This is a genomic window from Proteiniphilum acetatigenes DSM 18083, assembly GCF_000380985.1.
GTDB classification, from domain to species: Bacteria; Bacteroidota; Bacteroidia; order Bacteroidales; family Dysgonomonadaceae; genus Proteiniphilum; species Proteiniphilum acetatigenes.
On the sequence record NZ_KB905710.1, the window covers coordinates 46,732 to 66,021 of the forward strand.

A 19,290-nucleotide genomic window follows, 5' to 3' on the forward strand; every position below is an offset into this window, starting at 1 on the left:
TATCGGACCGGCTCGTTTTTGGTTATTTGCCTCTTCCGGCACTATTCATCTGTCATTGCGATTGTGATAAACGCTTTTATCTCAGTATTGTACTGATAGAGGGCAAATATGGGATATTATTTTGATTATTACAAATATTTTTTTATGTTATCCAACATATTTCACCTTCATCTCTTAACCATCAACAGAGGCATGAAAATAAAGATGCCGATAAAAGACATGATCAGGCCTCCAATAGTGCCGGCGGCCAGCGGGAACCAGAAGCCTTCTTTCTGCGTGCCGACCAGAAAGGGGATAAAGCCGAGCACGGTGGAGATAATGGTCAGGAAGATGGGGATAATCTTCGCGTTCCAGGCTTTCAGGTATGTCCGTAACGGGGAGAGGCGGGGCCTGCGCCTTCTTATCCGGTTGTATTCGTCCGTGATATAAATTCCGGCGTTGATGGTGATACCCGACAGGAGGATAAACGAGGCAAAGCCGCCCTGGTCGAAGTTGAGTTTGAACCAGTAAAATGTAAGGAAAATACCGATAAAGGATACCGGGATGATGAAGATCACGGCCAGTGGCTGTTTCAACGAATTGAACAGGATGGAGGAGGTGAAAAATATGATCACGATCAGCAACCCTATCAACCGGTACTGCTTATTGTCTTTCTTGCCCCAGCCCCAGTAGCTGTCTTCCCTTTGCGCGGTATAACCCATGGGGAGCCGTTTGTTGAATTCCTCGATCTCCCTTTCCAGGATTTTCTGTCCCTGCGTGTTGGAGCCGATATAATCGTATTGCAGTACCAGACGGTATTGCTGGTTTTCCTTACCTACCTCCTGCGGCGCCTGCCCCCTGGCAATATCGGCCACTTCGTCCAGTTTATAGTAGCGATCGCCCACGTGACGCCCCAGATGCTGCAATGCCCAGATATCATATTCCCTTGCCTGCCTGCCGGAGAGGATGATATCTTCGTTTTCCCCGTCCATCACCACGGAGCCGATCCACATATTCCTCGCAAAGACCGGCTGGAGGGAGGCGAACAGTTCGCCGGGTAAAATATCCCGCGCTGCAAGCTGTTCTTTTTTCAGGTCGAATAAGAACTCCTGATAATCGTCCTTATACCACGAAAAATTGGAGTTGACGATCACTTCCCGGATGCGGCGATAGGTAAGTAACCGCTGCTTCAGGCTGTCCGTCCATGCCGACAATTCATCGTAGTTATATCCATAGAGCTTTACCCTGTATTGTCCGGCCATATCCCGGACCTCGTTGCTGAACCCCTGGTCCTGCAACCCGTACACGCCCCAGCTGCCGCCGCCCAACTCCAGGGCTTTACTGATCACATTGCTTTTCAACTGGTAGGGAAAGCCGCTCTGCTCGGCTTCCTTCCTGAAAAAGACATTGATCGATGCCCGCCGGGCATTGGGGATACTGGTCTGGAACTGCCGTATCTCGGAAAAGCCGCTCAGGTAACGTTCCATCTTGACAACCAGGTCGTTCATCTGTGAAAGAGTGGTGCCGTTGGGCATTGAAGCGGTGATGGTGAGCACCAGTTCTTCACTGCGGGTGAAGTAACTTCCCTGGTAAACTTTCTCCACAAACAGCCGCAGGGTACCCCCCAACGCTTTATTGACGACCGGTTTAATTTTTTCTTTGTAGGTGGCGCTCCCGAATATTTCATTATACTTCAAAGCGAAGGGAGTCTCCTTTTCTATCTTGTCCGGCAACATGAAAACCGGCAACCCGAATAACAGGACGATACATGTGAAAGCGATCCATTTCCTGCGGGACAGCAGCAGGATCATTTTTTCATAGAGACGTGTGAGCCGGATGGCGATTCGCCCCCGGGAAAGATAGCGATGGCGAAAACCGGCAAGACGGTCGGAACGGCCAAAAAGGCGGAATCGGGAAAGGAGACGGAATCGGGGCGTTCTCCTCTTCCTGTGCCGCTTTGTAAGCCTTATCCGCTCGACTAAGGCCGGGACGAACAATAGCGCCACGAACAATGATACCATCAGGTTGATCATCACCACCGCCGCGAAATCCTGCAGGTTGAGCCGTATCCGTTCATCCAGCAGGAAGATCATGGACAATGCGCCGATGGTGGTGACCGTAGCGGTCAGGATAGGCATAAAGGCATTCCTGTCCCCCTTGTGCATAATATGGTCGGTCATGATGATGGCATTGTCGATGATCAGGCTCAACGAGATGGTGATGCCGGCCAGGGAAAACAACTGTATCTCCAGTTTGAGCAGATAGTAGAAGATGACGGCGATAGCCAGGTCGACAAAAAGGCTGGCGGTGATCAGGAAGAGGTAACGCCCGTTGCGGGTGATCAGCAATACGAAAAGGGTGAGAATCAACACGGTGAGCCCGCTACGGATATAGATCTTGTTTAGTTCGGCCTGGATATAGTCGGTAGCATCGTAACTGGCGTGTATCTCGTAACCGGCCGGGAGCGATGCTTCCACCTCCCGCATCGTCTTTTTCACCTGCTCGTTCAGGCGTAACTGGTTGGCCGACTCTTCCGCCGTGAGGTTGAGGTAAACGGAGTTGAGCCCGTTGATCCGGTAATAGCCCGACGGTTCCCTTTCCGCATGATGCACCCTCACCAACTGGTCCAGACGGATAAGGGCACCATCCCTGTTCGCCACGTGGATGACGGTGGGGTCGAACCGGTTCTCCTCGGCTGTGGATGCCAGTGTGACGCGGATCCATGACGGGGCACTGCCCTCTGTTTTTGTCTCCGCCATCCCCAGGAAATCGGTGGAGTAATACTGAGATACGGCTTGCATGATATCCGTCACGGTCACGCCGGCAGATTCCAGTTGCAGGTAGTCATATTCCAGTTGCCATTCCATGGGACTGGCACCGGTCACGTCGATCTTGTACAATCCCTTGATATCGCTCAGTGCCGTCTTGATCACGTTCTCTGTATAGCGCTGAATAACGATGGGGGTAGCTGCCGAATTAATAGTGTAGGTCATAAAGGGACGGGCAGCATTGTCATCGGGACGGTTTACGGAGATATAAGGATAAGTCACTTCCCGCGGGAGTTCCGGCCATGTCTGGCGGATGATGGTAGAAACTTCGAAGCGGGCCACGTCGATGGGCGTATGTTTGTCGAGTTCGAGGGTGATGCTTCCCCAGCCGTTCCCGGAGGTAGAGTATATATTCCTGATCCCCTTGATCCTGGCCAGCATCGACTCCAGCCGGGAGGTAGCCTCCATCTCCACCACACGGGCAGAATTCTGTGGCATATTGAAACGTACCGTAATGCTCGGCAGGGTACGCGACGGCGACAGTTTTACGGGCAGCAGCGGGATAAGCGCCACTCCCACGATTGCCAGGCAGACAAACGCGATGATGACCGTGAAGGAGGATATATGTTTTTTTTCAGTACCTGTCATTCCGCATCCGTAATTCAATATCCGTTATTATTTACTTGTCAGGCCCCAATCGAATGTATCCGCGATAGGCGTCCGTTTCTCAAAGTCGAACAGTGTGAGTTTGCGTATCTTAAAATAGCTCTGCCAGTAATTCTTCAGGGCGGAGATATAGTTCCGCTGCGCTTCCTGGCGTCGGTTGGTGGAAAGGGTAAGGCTGTTGATGTCGGCTTTCCCGATAATGAACCGTTCACGTGTCTGTTCATAAGCGAGCTTGGCCAGTTCCATCGCCTCCTCGGCGCTGCGGATAAGATGCTGCTGTATGGTAAAGTCGCCCACGGTCATGATCACATCTTCCTCGAGCCGTATCTCATTCTCCTGGGCGGTGAGGCGGGTGATGTTGAGGTTGCTTTTCGCCATGTTGTAGCGCCCTTTCCTCACACCCCAGTCCACCAACGGGATGGATAGTGTGAGGGAGACGATATCCTGTTGTAGCGGGTCCCGGTACGCATTCCTGAAGGACTCTGCCACCTGGTTGAATCCCACGCTCGCAGACAGCCCTGCGTTGAACCACGACTCTATTTTTGCCCTTTCCACGGTCTGTTCCGATTGCAGGATCTGCTGTTCAGAATCCAGGTATTGCGGGTTGTTCTCTTTGGCCAGCATCAACGCCTCTTCTTCGGTGATGATTACCTCCCTGGGGTATCCGGGCAGTTTGAGGGTGATGCGCGTGTCTTTCTCCAGGTTGAGGTATGCCGCCAGGGCGAACATTGTTCTTTTGAGGTTGATCTCCGCATTTTGCAGGCTGTTCTGTGCATTCACCCTGTCTAATTTCAGGGTGAGCAGGTCGGCCTGTCCGATTGAAGCAATCTTATGCTTTTGCTCACCGATGCGGTAGAGTGTGTCGGAACTGGCGAGGTTTTCCACGGCCAGTTCGTACTCGGCTTGTGCCATGGCCAGGTCGAAAAAATAACCCGTGGCTGTTTCGGCTGTCTGCTCCAGTTGATGGATCAATTCTTTCTGTGCTTTCTCGTATTTCACGGGAGCGATCCTCTTTTCCCATTTGAAAGGGTTGTATCCGATCAGGTCCTGCCGGTAGCCGACACGGATGGGAACGCTGGAGAACTGGCTGTAGGTCTGCTCGCCCAGGTTACGGATATATCCCAGCTCCGAATCGATGAAGAAGGTACCGCCGGTAATGTCCAGGTTTTGCTGTGCTGCCAGGTTGCCATAGCTGTAGAGTGATTGCTGGCGGCGGTAAATATCGATATTCTGTTCGGAGTCGTACCGGCGTGTATAGTCTCTGTTATAGCTGACGGGAGTCAGGTAGAGGGAGAGCGATGGCAGCCGGTCTGCCTTGAACGAGCGGTACTCCCAGTGGCTGGCCATGTAGCTGTTCTTCGCGCGGAATGCCGACAGCGAACTATCATTTGCCAGTTGCACAGTTTTCAGCAGGTCTAACTCAATATGTTTCTGTTGGGCGAGAATGCGTGGGGAGTGTAAAACTACGCAGTACAGTATGAATATCAAAATAGAGTGTCTCATCTTTTTTAATTACAAATTACTAATTACCAATTATATGGAAATTAAAAGTAAAGTTCACTATCATATTTATCATGCGAAGCATCTATCATTTTTAACTTTCAATTTTCAATTTTCAATTTTTTTACGGTAGATCGCCCAATACAGCAAGGGGATCAGGAATATGCTTACAACAGTCCCGATGGTCATTGCGCTGATCATCGCTATGGCAAGGGGTTTCTGTAATTCCGAACCGATATCGAAAGTGAACAGTATAGGGATCATGGAGAAGAGGGATGTGAGCGCTGTCATGATGATTGCCCTCAACCTCCTTACACCGCCGGTATGGATCGCTTCCATTAATGGCATCCCCCCTTTCCGCAATTCATTGATCAGGTCGATTTTCAGGATGGAGTCTGTAAGGATAACCCCGATTGTCACCACGATACCGATGGCGCTCATCAGGTTCAGTGTATGTCCCGTCAGCCAGAGCACAACCAAAGCGAAAGCGATATCGATAGGAATTTCGGCCAATACAATCAGCGGTTGCAGGAAATTTTCGAACTGGGAAGCCAGAATGAAATACATCAACAGGATAGATATCAGCAGGATGATTACCAGTTCTTTGAGCATTTGCCGGTTGGAAAAGAAATTCCCGGAGAATGCCACATCCCACGAACCCTCCTGTCGGACGGTTTCTGCGGCTTTTTCCATCAGCTTCTCGGGCTGATCGGTATGGTAATAATAAAGCGGGATATATTCGCCGTTCTTTCCGGCAATGATGGTCTTTATATCCTCTCCGGGTGTCAGGCTGACTAATGCAGCCAGTGGTACACGGATGGGTTGTGACCTGTCGGCCGGATAACCATATAACAGTGTTTGTTGCAGGACATCCTGAATGGATTGTTGTTTGCCTGTAATGGAGATGGGGAGGTACTGCTGGAAGGAGCGTAGTACCGCCACCTGATTGTCCCTGAATGCTGTTTTTAATGTTTGCGATACCTCCTGTTGTGTAACACCGTAGAGCAGGAGTTTCTCCCGGTCGGTGGTGATCACGAACTGGTGCTCGAACGGTACGTTTTCAGCCTGCTCACCTGTGGATGCAGCCAGACTTGCTTCCATCTGCCGGATAGAAGACGGCTCGGGTATGTCTTCCCTGTTCCTGGGATAGAGTTGTACGATCATTTCGGCTTCACCGGTATCGAATATCTTCTCGAATATATTCTCCGGAGGGGAAAAAGTGATTACCGCATCAGGGTAATGATGGCGCACCCAATCCGATATATGGGTTTCGAGTGATGCAATTCCGGAGGGTTTGTCGGTCTTCAGATATAACTGGGCCTCGGTAGCAGTCAGGTCGTTGTCCTTGTCCAACAAGTACTGCCGTTGTCCTATGTAGGCTGCATTCTCCACCGCGTGTTCTTCTGTTGTTTGAAGCAGTTCCGATATACGGCGCGCATTCTCATCCACATGGATATTTTCGTTCCATTCCACTGTGACGATACTTTCCACATAGCTTATATCGGGCATGCTCGTCTTGGGCATTACCCGGAAAAGGAACACGCAGAGCGGGATGGCAATTGCCAGCAAAACGATGAAGAAGACCTTGTGATTGAATACATAACGGATACCTTTATCATAAGCGGGGAAAAGCACCGCGTCAATCTTTTCTTGTGCGGAAATAAAGAATTTTTCAATATTCTTATTGGTGAATTTTTTGCCGTAAGCAATTTTATAGAGTACCGGTAGCATGATGATCCCGGTGAGGTAGGATACCAGCATGCCTATGGTTACTGCAAAAGCTTCAGCTGTAAAAAGAGCACCGGCAATTCCGCTCATAAAGACAAGCGGTACGAAAACGGAGATGGTGGTCAGTGTGGAGCTGAAGATGGGCATAATCACTTCCCTGGTTCCTTTCTCGCAGGCATCTTCCAGGGCGTATCCCTGTTTCCTGTATTGAGTGATAACATCGGTCACCACGATGGAGCTGTCTATCATGTTCCCCAATGCGAGGATCAGTCCCGAAAGGGTGATGATATTCATCGACTGTCCGAAGAGGAAGAAAAAGATAAAAGTAGTAATCAGCGCCGTAGTCATACTGATACCGATGATCAGCGGTGACTTTCCGTCGCCAAGGAACAGCAAGGCGACGATGAATACCAGTATAAAGCCGAGTATGAGGTTCTCCTGGAGATTAGAGATCGTGTAGTCGAGCAGTTCCGTCTGATTCCGGTTCACGGTAAATTCCACGTCGGAGTAGCTTCGTTGGAGGTTGTCCAGCGTTTCGTCCAGCGATTTGCGCAGGTTCTTCATGGTCTCGTCCGCCTGCTTGATCACGCCTAAGGTGACGGCCCTTTTCCCGTTGATGAGTGACATCCCTGACTCCGGTTGCCGCACGACGTCGATCCGGGCCAGGTCTTTCAATTGGAAGAGGCGCCCTTCCTTCCCGATGTAGATATTCCGTACATCTTCAGGGGTACGCAGCAGTGAGGAGAATTTGATATTATATTCATAATAGCCATTGCGTACGATCATGCTTCCCGGTTCGATATTATTGGCAGAGAGCACGTTTTCTATATCGCTCAGGGTGATCGATGCCGATTCCAGCAAGGCGGGATCAGGTACGATCTGGAGGTGTTTGTACATTAGCCCCGTCATGTCGGCCATCGCTACTTCGGGCAATTGCTCGATACGCCGTTTCACCACGTTGTCTGCAAATTCCGACAGGTCGAGGAATTGTTGTTCATCGGTACCGGCGTAGGGGATATCGTTTTTCAGGGTAAGGTTCAGGTAGAATACGGGCAGGTCGGTCGCACTGGCTTTAATCACCCTTGGGCGGCGGAAATCGCGTGGCAGGTTGTTCATGGCGGCATCGATCTTCTCATTCACTTCGATAAATGCCAGGTCGGTATCGGTACCGTAATCAAATTTCAGCCGGATAATGGCCGATCCGTCGCGTGTCTCGCTCTGGATATCCCTCAGTTTGCCCACCTGCATCAACTGCCTTCGGATAGGTTTCACTACCGTGTTTTCCAGTTCACGCGCCGAGGTGTTCTCACCGGATACCTGTACGGTAATCTCCGGAATGGCAATATCGGGCAGCAGCGATACGGGCAGTGTGTTATAGGTGATAATCCCGAGAATCACACATGCCAGGAACAGCATTAATACCGATACGGGACGTTGCAGTATAGCTTTTATCATTGTTAATCGATTTGCTGATTTACTGATCCCGATAAATCGGGACAAGTATTGCAGATTATTATCATTGCATCCTTAAATCATCAAATTAATCATCTGTGGCATTTGAATCTCCTGTAGTATCCGGGGAATCGCCACTCCTTTCTATCTCATCGATCACGGTGACGGGTGATTCATGTGCCAGGTTGATATTGCCGCTGGTGATGATCCGGTCGTCCTCCTTGAGTGTTTCCCCCGTAATAGTATAGGAGGAGGCATTTTCCAATCCGGTCTGGACGTAATTCCAGATGGCTTTTCCGTCCTGCAGAGTAAAGACTACCTGCCTGCCTGTGCGCAGGACGACCGCGCTTTTGGGTACGACCCATTGCTTGCCCAATGAACGGAAGATGCTGACCCGTACATTCATTCCTTCCACCATGCGTTCATGGTATCCTACTGAAGCTTTCACCTGTACCATCCCGTTCTTGTCCACCCAGGGGTTGATCTCCGACACGCGCCCCTCTATTTCCACACCGGGCATGGAGAAGGGTGTCACCTTTATCTTGTCGCCTGTGCGAATCATCCCCAGTTCGTTTTCCAGCACGGTGAAGGTCGCTTCCAGACTGCGTGTGTCGATGATATTGCAGAAGATATCGGAAGGGGAGGAGAGAGTATTGGGTTTGGCAAAGAGATTGGCGATCACCCCGCTGATGGGGGCGGTCAGCGTGGCCTGTTCCAGGTTATACACCGCCATGTCGTATTGAGTTTGTGCCGTGTTGTAACCGCTCTTTACCCTGGCCAGTTCTTCCACTTCCTTGGGCACTGCTTGCGGGTTATCGAGCCTGTATCCCTGTCCGATCAGCACGTCCTGGTATTCGAGCTTGCTCCTGTCCAACGCGTCCTTTGCCTGGTTCATGGCGTTGGCAAGGGAATAGGTGTCCAGCATGGCGATGCGCTGCCCTTTTTCCACGCGGGCGCCGTTCCTGACATATATGGTGGAGATCACTTCGGCGGTCTGGAACTTGAGTTCCGCCACATTTTGCGCCGATATTTTTCCGTTGCTCACCAGTTCGTGTTCAAAGTCCACGGCAGTGAGTGTCATGGCGGTTACTTCAGCCGGCCGGTCCGGAAGTAGTTGCTGGACATTATTTTCGGTATTTTTGTCCTTGTCCGCTTTGCACGCGGCAAACAAGGAAATGGATAGTATCAGGATAAAAATATAGTTGTGTTTCATTATTGCTAAATATTGGTTGAATAAATTTATTCCGGACAAAATAATATGTTTTCTTGAATGATAGCTCCTTTTATGTCATTTTTTTACTTTACAAGTCAAAACTTACCAGACATACATCATGGTCGGGATCTCGCATTAATGCGTATCCTTTTTTATCATTATCTTCAATCACAAACGAGATAATTCCCCTTTCAAAAGAAAATAATTTTACAGGATCTCCATACCAATCAAATACCGCAATTTGATTATACTCATTTTCACCGCGGCTGTCACTATAAATTGTATATATATATTTATCGGTACAGGCAATACTGGTGATTCCGTGGATGGAATTCGGATCCACTTGCACAAATGGATACATGGTATCTTTTCTTTTTGGGGGAATATAAACCGGTTCAAAAAAACGTTTTGTCTCCAGAAGTCTGATCCTGTCCGAACAGTCAAAAATTTCGAGAATACATCCACCCTGAGTTGCGTGTACGAATTTTTTTCCATCGGATTTTGTAGCAAATCTTCCCAAATAAGAAAAATAAGCATGTTCAACTCTTATAAATTCCTCCGGTTCATTTAATTTCGGGTATTGATTGTAAGTACTGATTGTGTCATCAATATTTGTCTTTATAAAGCGATACGAGGTGTCGTATGAGTTATTATATGCAGATATAAATTCATTGTTTCCTAAAGAAAAGAACATCTCGCTTCTGACATTACGTATTTCGGGAGGTAGCATATAGTCTTTTGTGTTTACGGCTATTTCATTTTCAGTATAATAGAGAGAATATTCCGTTAGTTTGAATTGTCCCGTATCATAGAAAAAAACTTTATTTTGCTTTCGATCTGTTGAAAAGCCCGAAACCGGCAGTATTATTTCTCCCGGCCCTTGTCCTATCTGTCCGAAACTTCTGATATAATCTCCACTTTTTTTAGAGAATAAATGAAACGGATGTTCATTGATATCCGTTTTACCGGAACATATTATAAATGTATCGATAAAGTTTATCAGACCTGTGTCGAAAATAAAAGAATCGTTCAATCGTTTGGTTACTACTTCTTGTTTCTCAGGGAAGACGGGAGGGAAATATGCGTCTGTCGAGTCGTCTTGTTTTTTGCATTGTAAGAAAAACAAAATGAATAAGATACATAAAAGATAGTTATAGTTGATTTTCATACATTCTTTCTTTAAATATAAAAGACATATAAAATTTAAGCCTATTCTCATATATTTTTATTCTCAAAAAAATAGGCTTAAATTTCATTAAAAATACATTTCAAAGATACAATTTTTATCTACAGTCTTCAACAGGAGTCCCACAAACCCCACATTCACCTTTAACCGAATAAGTGTCACCTTGACTTTGACTCTGATGTAAAGCTGCACACGCACAACATCGATAAAAGCAATAAGATAATGATGATCCTGTGCAAGTCCCTCTTATCTCATTGATATTAACCTCTGCCAATGCCTCCACATTACTTAATGCCAGTTCTGAAAGACCGGCATTGCTTCTCATATTCACGTTCACTCCGTAACCTGTGGCTATTAAGAGTGTAAGGGCAAATATTCCCCCCCCCCCCCCCCCCATAATAATTTTTTTCTTCATACTCCAATGAATTAAAAATGTTTTATGCATTATTGCACTCCTAAATGTATTCGAACTCATGTTTTTGAACAAATTTCTTAACTCACTTATAACTCACTTTTATTAAGGTGCTGAGAAAGAGTGTGTATTATTTTACACCTTTCAACTCCCTTGTACAAATAAATAGAAAAGAGAATGATCCCCCAACAAGTGATTTGTTAAGATTCTGTTCGAATTTTGTTTTACAGGGGAGCGGGAATTTTATTGTCAGCGTTTTTTCTCATTGTATTATTTTTTATTGCAATTATAAATCCCTATGCTGCAAATTTATGAATAAATCGTAAATGAAAAATTGTTCCGTAAAATATTAATCTTAAAAAATGAGAATAACTATTCTTTTTGTTGTCTGGGTATGGAAAATTATTTTCAAACCAAATGCATAATATCTTTTTTGAAAAATAGGACGCCCATTGTATTTCCGCATCGAATAGGATTTACTTCCCTATTTGTGCCGGGCAAATGAGTCACTACTGTAATCAATCGAATGGTTTAATTTTGTCGTAATTTTCCATAAAACAGATAATTGTTATCATTTTCATCTATTGAGTCGCGTAAATCGATTAATTTCTTATGCTCACTGTTGGAGAGATCTTTGCGGTGCTCCAAATGTTGTGTTAAGAGCTCTTTCAATTCCCCGGGATCTACATTCCAAAAGTAATAACCGTTATAAAACGAAGCCCATTCCATAGGGATACCTCCCAGAAAGTCGTTATATAACCTATAGAACCCTCCTTTGAGTGTTCTCTTGTCCACGATATATTTCGACGGATACTCGGTGACAGACATATGCTCGGATATTTTTTTCTCGACGGTTATTTGTCCCAGAAAATGATGGGGTAACTCCTGATAGGAATGGATTTTCCATGGCCTCTCCTTGAAGTCGAGTGTAAATTTCGGTTCAAGTCTGTTCTCTGCGATGTTATAGTGATAGAGCGTATCGTGGCGCCTTTCCTCAAAATTAAACAGGGAACAGTCAAATGCCTTACCGTTTTTATTGGAATAAACTTCGTTGTTGAAACTACGGGGTAAGGCGAGATGCCCGGATGGAATGGAATCAATCATGTGGCCCTCGAAATCCTGTGTCCATGCCACAACGGGAATACCTTCGAAAGGAAGTTGGAAAACTGATACGGTAGATTCCTTGCTGTTTATAAAGATTTGTCCTTTGGGAACCCTGTATCTAAGAGGAATCGGTTCCAGTGGATTATTCTGCAGGTCGAAACGCAATAGCTTATTGCTTGACCAGGGTAAAATAAATATCTGTCCGGTTTCTTCATCCAGCCATTCGTCGTACACGTTCAGGTATTCATTGGGGCCTTGTCCGTAGGAGCCGATGGTTGTTATAAATTCACCGTCTATATTGAATAGCTTATAAGGATTCTGGCGAATATTCCTCACCAGGATATGCTTGTTGGTGACAGTAATAAACGTGAATCCTATAAGGGCTTCGTCCCGATTGTCGAGTTTTACCATCTGAAGACCTTCGATAAACAGGCTTAACGGTATATCTGCCGTGTCTTTCAGTTTAGTCAGGTCGCAGGAGATCAACTCGGAATTGGCAACCATTACCCTCTCGGCTACTACATCTAATTTGCCGAGTGTCGCTTGTTTCCTGTTCTTGCCGCAGGAGAAGAGGAGGAAAAGAAGTATCGCCGGAAGGTAAAGAAATAATCCGCGTTTCATGTTTATCCGCTTTAATGGTGATTTATGGAAGCAAAGGTAGCGGTTTGGAATGGATAGAGACCAATAATCCGGTGGACAATAAATGATTTTATCTTGTGGTTAATTGTTTGTTTATTAACTATTTATGGTTTTATTGGAAAGTGTATAAGAGGACAATGACATATTGTTCAATTTATCTGCTGTAAAATTGTATCTAAATTGAGTTTGTTACCGGCTATTTGGAATTTCTCCGTTTTCAACCGGTATTTCCGTTTAGTGATGGCTGCCTTGGAAACACAGTAGATATCTGCCAGGTCCTGCATATTCACATTGATTTTCAATAGGCAGCAAAAACGAACATCGTCGTCCGACAGGGTGGGGGCGTGTTGTTTCAATTTGTCCAGAAATTCGGGATATGCATCCCGGATACCGTTTATCAGTTCCTGCCAGTCGTTGGGAGTAATCTTTATTTTTTCCTGTTTGTCGTGATGATTGTGCTCTTCCCGGTTCAACGAAGGTAGTTTGTGGAAAAAATTGATCTTTTTGAACAGTGATTCCCTGAGTATCGCTTCTTTTTCACGTAAAACACTTATTTCCTGTTGTTGTTTCAGTAATAAGTTTTCCTGTTGTAACCGGATCATTCGGTTTTCATGTGCCGCCTTTTCATTTTTTCGTCTATTGTTTACACGAATAATATAGAGGACGATCAACATAAGAAGAAGGAGAAAGGCACTCATCAACAGATAAAACTGATGCTCTCTTTGTTTCATCTTTAGCCGGTTATTTTCATTCTCTAATTTCTCCTTTTCATATTTCTGCTGCATATCAGCGGAATGGATCCCGGATAAAAATGAGTTGAATATCCTTTCGCTGTTTTTTGAAAGGTTCAGGGCGTCGGTATAACGGCCCTCCTTCTCTTCCGACAGGCTTAGAAAAGTATAGGCCAGGGCTGCGACGAACTGATCGTCCCCCTTGATGGACAATTCTGCATAGTACCATGCCGAGTCGGACATATTTTGTTTGTCGAACAGGATTGCCCTGTATAGATTGGTGACAGGCACATCTTGCCGGTTCCGTTTGACCTCCTGCGATTTATTCTTATAGTGTAACGCTTCCTTTATCCGGTTGTCTGACTCGTAAACTCCCGAGACAATATTGAGGATACTGGCTTCCATATCACGATCCTCTCTCTCCCTTATCAGGTCGAGTACCTGCATATAGGTCTCTAAGGACTGTCCGGTATTCTTATTGTATTTATAAGCCTCCGCAAGGCTTAACAATGAGTAGATAACAGAGAGGGAATCGTTCGCGGCACGGGCATATTGCAACCCCTCTGTCTGGGTTTTTACCGCTGCCTCAGCATCTCCAAGGTACAGGTAAGAATAACCGGCCGTTCGTTTATAACCGGCTTTCCTGTCGTTATCGTTTCCGGCCGGAATGGCTTTTACTGCTTTATCGAAGTAGAGAACGGCCGAGTCGTGTCTGGCATTGCGGTAGTGGTATAGTCCGTTATAATACAGGGCCTGGTGCAAACCTGCTGAATCATTATGATTCCAATAATATTGTGTGGTAGCATGGATGATAGAGTCGGAAGATAGTTTATTGCCAGACCGCAGCATACTTTTTATGAAAATCAGGTTATATTCAGCTTGTTCGGCTGTACTTAACCGCTTTACATTCTTTATTTCCTCCAGTTTCATCAATGCCTGTGAAGGGATGGAGTCGGATAAACGGGCTGCTTCACTCAACACTTCGGTGTGATGTTTTCTATTCTGGCAGGCCGTGAATAGCAGGCAGAGCGGTATAATGAGATAGAGGAGAAGTCGTTTCATAAGATAACAGACAAACAAAACTATAATAAAGATATATATAGTATTTTTATGGATAATGGTATCGCAAGGAGTAAATATAAACGGATGAGTTCTTTTCATGCACGGAATAAATAATTCGGTGCTCGGAATTGATTCGTCTCGACCATTTTCCCGAAAGTTCGCATTTCAGCGGTTCAGGTTTTCCTATCCCTGTATATGGATGCTCTGAAATAGCACGCAACAAAGCTGAGATTTTGTTCATCACAGCCTTATTGCCTGATTTCTTCCAGTATGAGATATCTTTTTGTGCTTGCTCAAGCAGTATTATTTCCATAGATCGTCAATATCTGCTTTTTCTCCACCGCCCCTCCTGATTTCATCTTCACCTTCCCTAATAATATCCATCATGGCGGGAGATTTCATGATATATTCAGTCTCTTTTATTGAGTTGTATTCATCCAATGAAATAACAACTACGCTTTCATTGCCTGAACGGTGTACCAATAGAGGTTCACTGTCGTTGATTACTCCGTCGAGATAACTCTTGAGGTTCTTTCTTAGCTCTGAATAATTTGCTGTCTTCATATTTTATTATTTAGTAGGTACAAATATAAGTACTTGTTTCTGTGCGTACAAATATTCAGAAAAAAATTGATCATTAAGTTTGATAGATAAACTTAATTGAGAGTAAATCATTAATCAATCAGATCATCATCAAGGGGGAGGTATCCGAACTGGATCATATCATCGAAATTGAATATCAATCTGTCGTTTAGTTTGTCATAACAGAAATCGGAGATTCTATATCCTATATCCAATGTTTTTACATAGTCTCCTTCGAGATTGAAGATCAATAATTTGTCGGGATTGTATTCTTCTGTATTCCAATTTCCTCCTGAATAGGAGACGATTATTTTATCTTTCCTGAAAACAACATCTCCGTAATGACGAAGGGCATCCCTGCTATTCCCAGTTACTTCCATATACATTGTATTTCAGATTCCCGTCCAGATCCATAATCGTCATCAGGTCATGATTATGTACATAGAGGGTTGTTGTTTTATATTATTGAATATCAACGGAGATCTCTGTTTGTGATATGGATGTTCCGGGATATCCGTGATAGAACTGTTATTTTCTTCATTATAGTGTTCACTAAAGGAGACTTTTCCTGCGCTATTTTATTCTGCTATTATCACAATAGGATTATCCTCCTCCGAAATTTGATTTATTATTTCTGCAAATGAATCACTTAAATCCGGTAAAGATTCCGTATACTCCAGGAATTTATATGCATGATGATAATCGATCAACTGGTTATTGCTTGAAGTGTTGCGCACAAAGAAGGGGATTCCTTTGTCAATATCATTTTTCAATCCGGGAATTCCATGTATAGGTTGTCGTAGAAAATGAAATGATTGTTTCTGTTTATCGAAAATGCCGGATATTGAATGGTTGATGAATTTACGCAAACTTCCATCAAAATAAACCTCATCCTCATACGGTTCGGGAGATGCATTTTCTGTATGGAAATTAAGGAAAATATACCTGTCATTCTCTTTTATTGAGGATACTATGATTAAATTGGGATTTTCTGCTCCCCTTGCAAAGTTCAGAGTTGATGTATGTTTTCCATAGTCTATTATAAAGAAAGGAGAAAACATTTGTGTTTCATTCCTATAAGCAAAAACTGTATCGGTAAATCCTCTGAAGTAGCGAATCTCTTGATTAGCACGATAAAAAGAGCCACCTTGACCAAATGGTGCCCATACACCACCTGGAATATTCGGTGGCTGAATAGGATTTTCATAACATTTTAAACTGCCGGTAATTTCCTGATTATCGTTGAACAGTACCACTAAGTTTTTTTGATCTCCATCAAAAGTCCTGATTGTTCCGGCAAAATAACGTGCATCGATTGATACTACAGGTGCATTGATTCGCTCGTTGTCATCAATAGGAGGAAGTTCTATTTTTCCTGAAAAATTCCCGTCAAAATCAAAACGATGTGCAGAATTCCCCCAACACAGTAATATCTTGTTTTCATGCGGGTTTATATCAACCGTATACATATATGGCAGTTCTCCCGGCCCTTGCCCTTTTGCCCCAATATTATGCAGATATTTTCCGATTTCTGCATCAAACACCTTTAAATAGGGTTCGTAATCATGGACAAATATTTTATTATTTTCTAAATAAATATTTCTTATACCATTGGTAACCAGTCAATTTTCATGAGTTTCTAAACGTACATAGCGGATAGATGGAGCAAATTCAGATAATTTGGAAATCTGAAAGTTTCCAAGCCCCTCCTCGATATCAATAATTGGAAATTCCGAATCGCTCTTGCCGGAAGGAGTACAAGATAAAAATAGTAGAAATACTATGTACGCAATATAAATTGTTTTCATTTTCGGTTGTTTTTTGCCGATTGTACAATATATAGATTTTTTATTTCTTATGCTTTACCAGCATAATTACGGGATTGTCTTCTTCATCCAGTCCGGCCGCAATTTCTTCCAGGATTGCTGAAATTGATTTTACTTTTTTCATTGTTATACGGTTAGTTAAGTAAGTTGTTATCGAGTGTTAAGTAGCCAAACTGAATTATATCATCGAAGTGCATAAGCAGCCTGTTATTCCGGTCGTCATAGCTTAGATCCATGATTCGATATCCTATGTCGAGTGTTTTTATATAATCGCCTTTAAGATCAAAAATAAGCAGTTGTGTCGGAAGATCGTCAGTGGTGGGGCCTCTCTCTTTACCGTCGGAGTAGGACGCTAATATCCTGTTTTTGCAGATAACGACATCACCGAAGTATTGCTTCGCATTGGAAGTTGTACTGTCCCATTTTCTTCCGTAAATGTTATATTTTAGATTGCCATCCAGATCGCATATCGTGAAAAGGTCGTGGTGATGGTAACACTCTACGTAGATCCCGTTTTCTTTAGAAACGGCAAAAGATACCCGTTTTCTTTCTATTTCAGGATGTGTATATTTCATAGGGGTAATTTCTCCCGAGTTTATATTCCATTTGGCGATAGATTGATTGAATCCATAGCTACCGGTGGGTTCAATGATCTGTCCTATGCAAAGCGTATCATTTAGCAGCACATATTTATTTGGAAATTGCAATTCGTTTAAATTCAGTTTTTCAACCGGCTTATAGGAAGGATCTGCCAATACACTATCCAAATGGTAACTGAATATCTTTTGCTTACCGTGATCGGTTACATAAAAAATGTGGTTCTTTTCGTCCATTCCTATGGTGTCCTATATTGGTTATCTCATGGGGTCCCTGTCCTCTTGGAGCAATATTGGCAATATAACTAAAATTGTTCCTGTTAAAAATATATATAAGTTTTTCCAGCGATTTGTAGTCACGGACAATCAAGTAATCATCCATCGTATATATACTTGCGAAGTTACTCAGATAGGTATCTTCGAATTGGATCTCTCTTATCTGCTCCTGTACATGAATGAGATTATTCCGGTGATTGTGGCGTTTCTCTGTTCCAGTATTGCCATGGCAACTTATGATCGTAATACTGAGTGCTAACAGGATTATATTTTTATCTGTAACCATAGAAATTCCCATTTTTTTGAATGTTAAGGGACGATATACGGGCCAATATTTACTTTTACAAGGCAAATTTACGAATAAATCGTAAATGTAGTGTGGTTGTGTAGAATATTAATGTTAAAAAGGAACATTATTTCTATGTTGCCGGTATAAAAGGGGGTATAAACAGGTATTATATTTTTGTTTCAATTTTATTGTCTTATATTGTGAACTGAAAACGGGAATAATTCCTTATTGTAGTTTTTGTATGAATACCATCTGCTCTTCCCGTGTAGTTTCTGTCTGTCAGGTAATGGGTTTTTAATCTCTTTCATAATCGTTTTCCTGCGTATACAATATTGGTACGGCCGCTTCATTGAATACCCCGTAAAACTTGTTTAATTCCATTATCCAGGCTGGAATACCGGGTTTCTCCATTTTATAACCATTTTTCTCAAGGAGAGCCCGTTCTGTATAATGCCCTTTGGAGAGAACAACCAATTGGTTTGGTTCCGGATTGGTTAAAAATTCTGTCGTAATATCTTTTAAAATCAGGTTATCGGGAATATAAAAACTTGCGTTTAATCCTTCTGAGTTACTGGAAATATAAAGATTATTATTTTTCAGGCTGTATATCGTCAATGATCCGGTATCACCATATTTTCTGCTGATATAATGGATCAAATTAATCGATCCGTTACCGGCAGGTTTAAAGAGCATCATGGCTAATCCGCCTAAATTAATGCAAAGCATGGCCAGTAGCACCGAGTTAAAAAAGATCTCAAGGAAATTCTTCTTTTTTATTCTGTCTATTATCTGTTGATAAGCATATACCAGTAGGAATGGTACAAAATTAATTAGAGGAAACAAAAATCGCAGTTCTTTATGGGGAATTACCGAATGAAATACAATAAAAGGAATGATTGCCCATAAAATTATATTTTTATAGTCATATACCAGCAATATAGTAAAAGACAATAAAATGACGGCTCCGATTAAAAAGTTCGGGGCAATCAATATGGATGTTATATAGGCATACCACGGTGCAGTACCGTAGTGAGATGAAACATTTTCTATGATGTTAACCCTGAAATAGTTGTAAGGAGTAAAAACGAATTGGCCATAAAACAGGGAATCGAGTGCTGTACACAAAGCAACAATTAAAATACCACCCCAAAATATGTATAGAATCTCTCTGAATGAGTTTTTCCGGATGCATATCAGCCACAAGATGATACCGGCAATGGCGAATGCTGTCTGAAAACGGAATTCGAAACTCAATCCGAATAAAACACCTATGATAAAATA

15 protein-coding genes are annotated in these 19,290 nt (G+C 43.7%); all 15 read right to left on the bottom strand.

Annotated features, from left to right (window positions below; translation table 11 throughout):
• Positions 1–167: 167 nt before the first annotated feature.
• Complete coding sequence (locus tag F597_RS0118210; protein WP_019541191.1) at positions 168–3,395, bottom strand: efflux RND transporter permease subunit; 3,228 nt, start codon at positions 3,393–3,395, stop codon at positions 168–170.
• Positions 3,396–3,422: 27 nt separating this feature from the next.
• Complete coding sequence (locus F597_RS0118215) at positions 3,423–4,916, bottom strand: TolC family protein (protein WP_019541192.1); 1,494 nt, start codon at positions 4,914–4,916, stop codon at positions 3,423–3,425.
• Positions 4,917–5,021: 105 nt separating this feature from the next.
• The gene (locus F597_RS0118220) at positions 5,022–8,096 is read right to left on the bottom strand and encodes an efflux RND transporter permease subunit (protein ID WP_019541193.1); all 3,075 of its coding nucleotides are present in this window, start codon (positions 8,094–8,096) and stop codon (positions 5,022–5,024) included.
• 85 nt (positions 8,097–8,181) lie between these two features.
• On the bottom strand, positions 8,182–9,306 hold the full coding sequence (locus tag F597_RS0118225; RefSeq protein ID WP_019541194.1) for an efflux RND transporter periplasmic adaptor subunit: 1,125 nt from the start codon (positions 9,304–9,306) through the stop codon (positions 8,182–8,184).
• Positions 9,307–9,394: 88 nt separating this feature from the next.
• Positions 9,395–10,474, bottom strand: coding sequence for a BF3164 family lipoprotein (locus F597_RS0118230; RefSeq protein WP_019541195.1), 1,080 nt, complete (start codon positions 10,472–10,474; stop codon positions 9,395–9,397).
• Between the two features lie 115 nt (positions 10,475–10,589).
• Positions 10,590–10,967: an NVEALA domain-containing protein gene (locus F597_RS21230; protein WP_342662308.1), complete on the bottom strand. Its 378-nt coding sequence runs from the start codon at positions 10,965–10,967 to the stop codon at positions 10,590–10,592.
• A gap of 468 nt (positions 10,968–11,435) precedes the next feature.
• Entirely contained in the window at positions 11,436–12,629 is a 1,194-nt protein-coding gene (locus F597_RS0118240) for a 6-bladed beta-propeller (protein ID WP_019541198.1), read from the bottom strand.
• A 167-nt stretch (positions 12,630–12,796) separates the two neighbouring features.
• The gene (locus tag F597_RS0118245; protein ID WP_157279233.1) at positions 12,797–14,440 is read right to left on the bottom strand and encodes a tetratricopeptide repeat protein; all 1,644 of its coding nucleotides are present in this window, start codon (positions 14,438–14,440) and stop codon (positions 12,797–12,799) included.
• A 46-nt stretch (positions 14,441–14,486) separates the two neighbouring features.
• A complete protein-coding gene (locus F597_RS0118250; protein ID WP_019541200.1) occupies positions 14,487–14,753 on the bottom strand; it encodes a Txe/YoeB family addiction module toxin in 267 nt (88 codons plus the stop codon).
• A complete protein-coding gene (locus tag F597_RS0118255; protein WP_019541201.1) occupies positions 14,744–15,004 on the bottom strand; it encodes a type II toxin-antitoxin system Phd/YefM family antitoxin in 261 nt (86 codons plus the stop codon). The genes F597_RS0118250 and F597_RS0118255 overlap by 10 nt, the downstream gene beginning before the upstream one ends.
• A gap of 110 nt (positions 15,005–15,114) precedes the next feature.
• A complete protein-coding gene (locus F597_RS0118260; protein WP_185094373.1) occupies positions 15,115–15,402 on the bottom strand; it encodes a hypothetical protein in 288 nt (95 codons plus the stop codon).
• Positions 15,403–15,600: 198 nt separating this feature from the next.
• Complete coding sequence (locus tag F597_RS0118265; protein WP_081624417.1) at positions 15,601–16,644, bottom strand: 6-bladed beta-propeller; 1,044 nt, start codon at positions 16,642–16,644, stop codon at positions 15,601–15,603.
• Positions 16,645–16,982: 338 nt separating this feature from the next.
• On the bottom strand, positions 16,983–17,681 hold the full coding sequence (locus tag F597_RS21235; RefSeq protein ID WP_052319838.1) for a hypothetical protein: 699 nt from the start codon (positions 17,679–17,681) through the stop codon (positions 16,983–16,985).
• The gene (locus F597_RS22935; RefSeq protein ID WP_245542053.1) at positions 17,638–18,006 is read right to left on the bottom strand and encodes a hypothetical protein; all 369 of its coding nucleotides are present in this window, start codon (positions 18,004–18,006) and stop codon (positions 17,638–17,640) included. Before F597_RS22935 ends, F597_RS21235 begins: the two co-directional genes overlap by 44 nt.
• Before the next feature lie 297 nt (positions 18,007–18,303).
• On the bottom strand, positions 18,304–19,290 hold a 987-nt coding region (locus F597_RS0118285), incomplete at its 5' end, for a hypothetical protein (protein ID WP_026327635.1).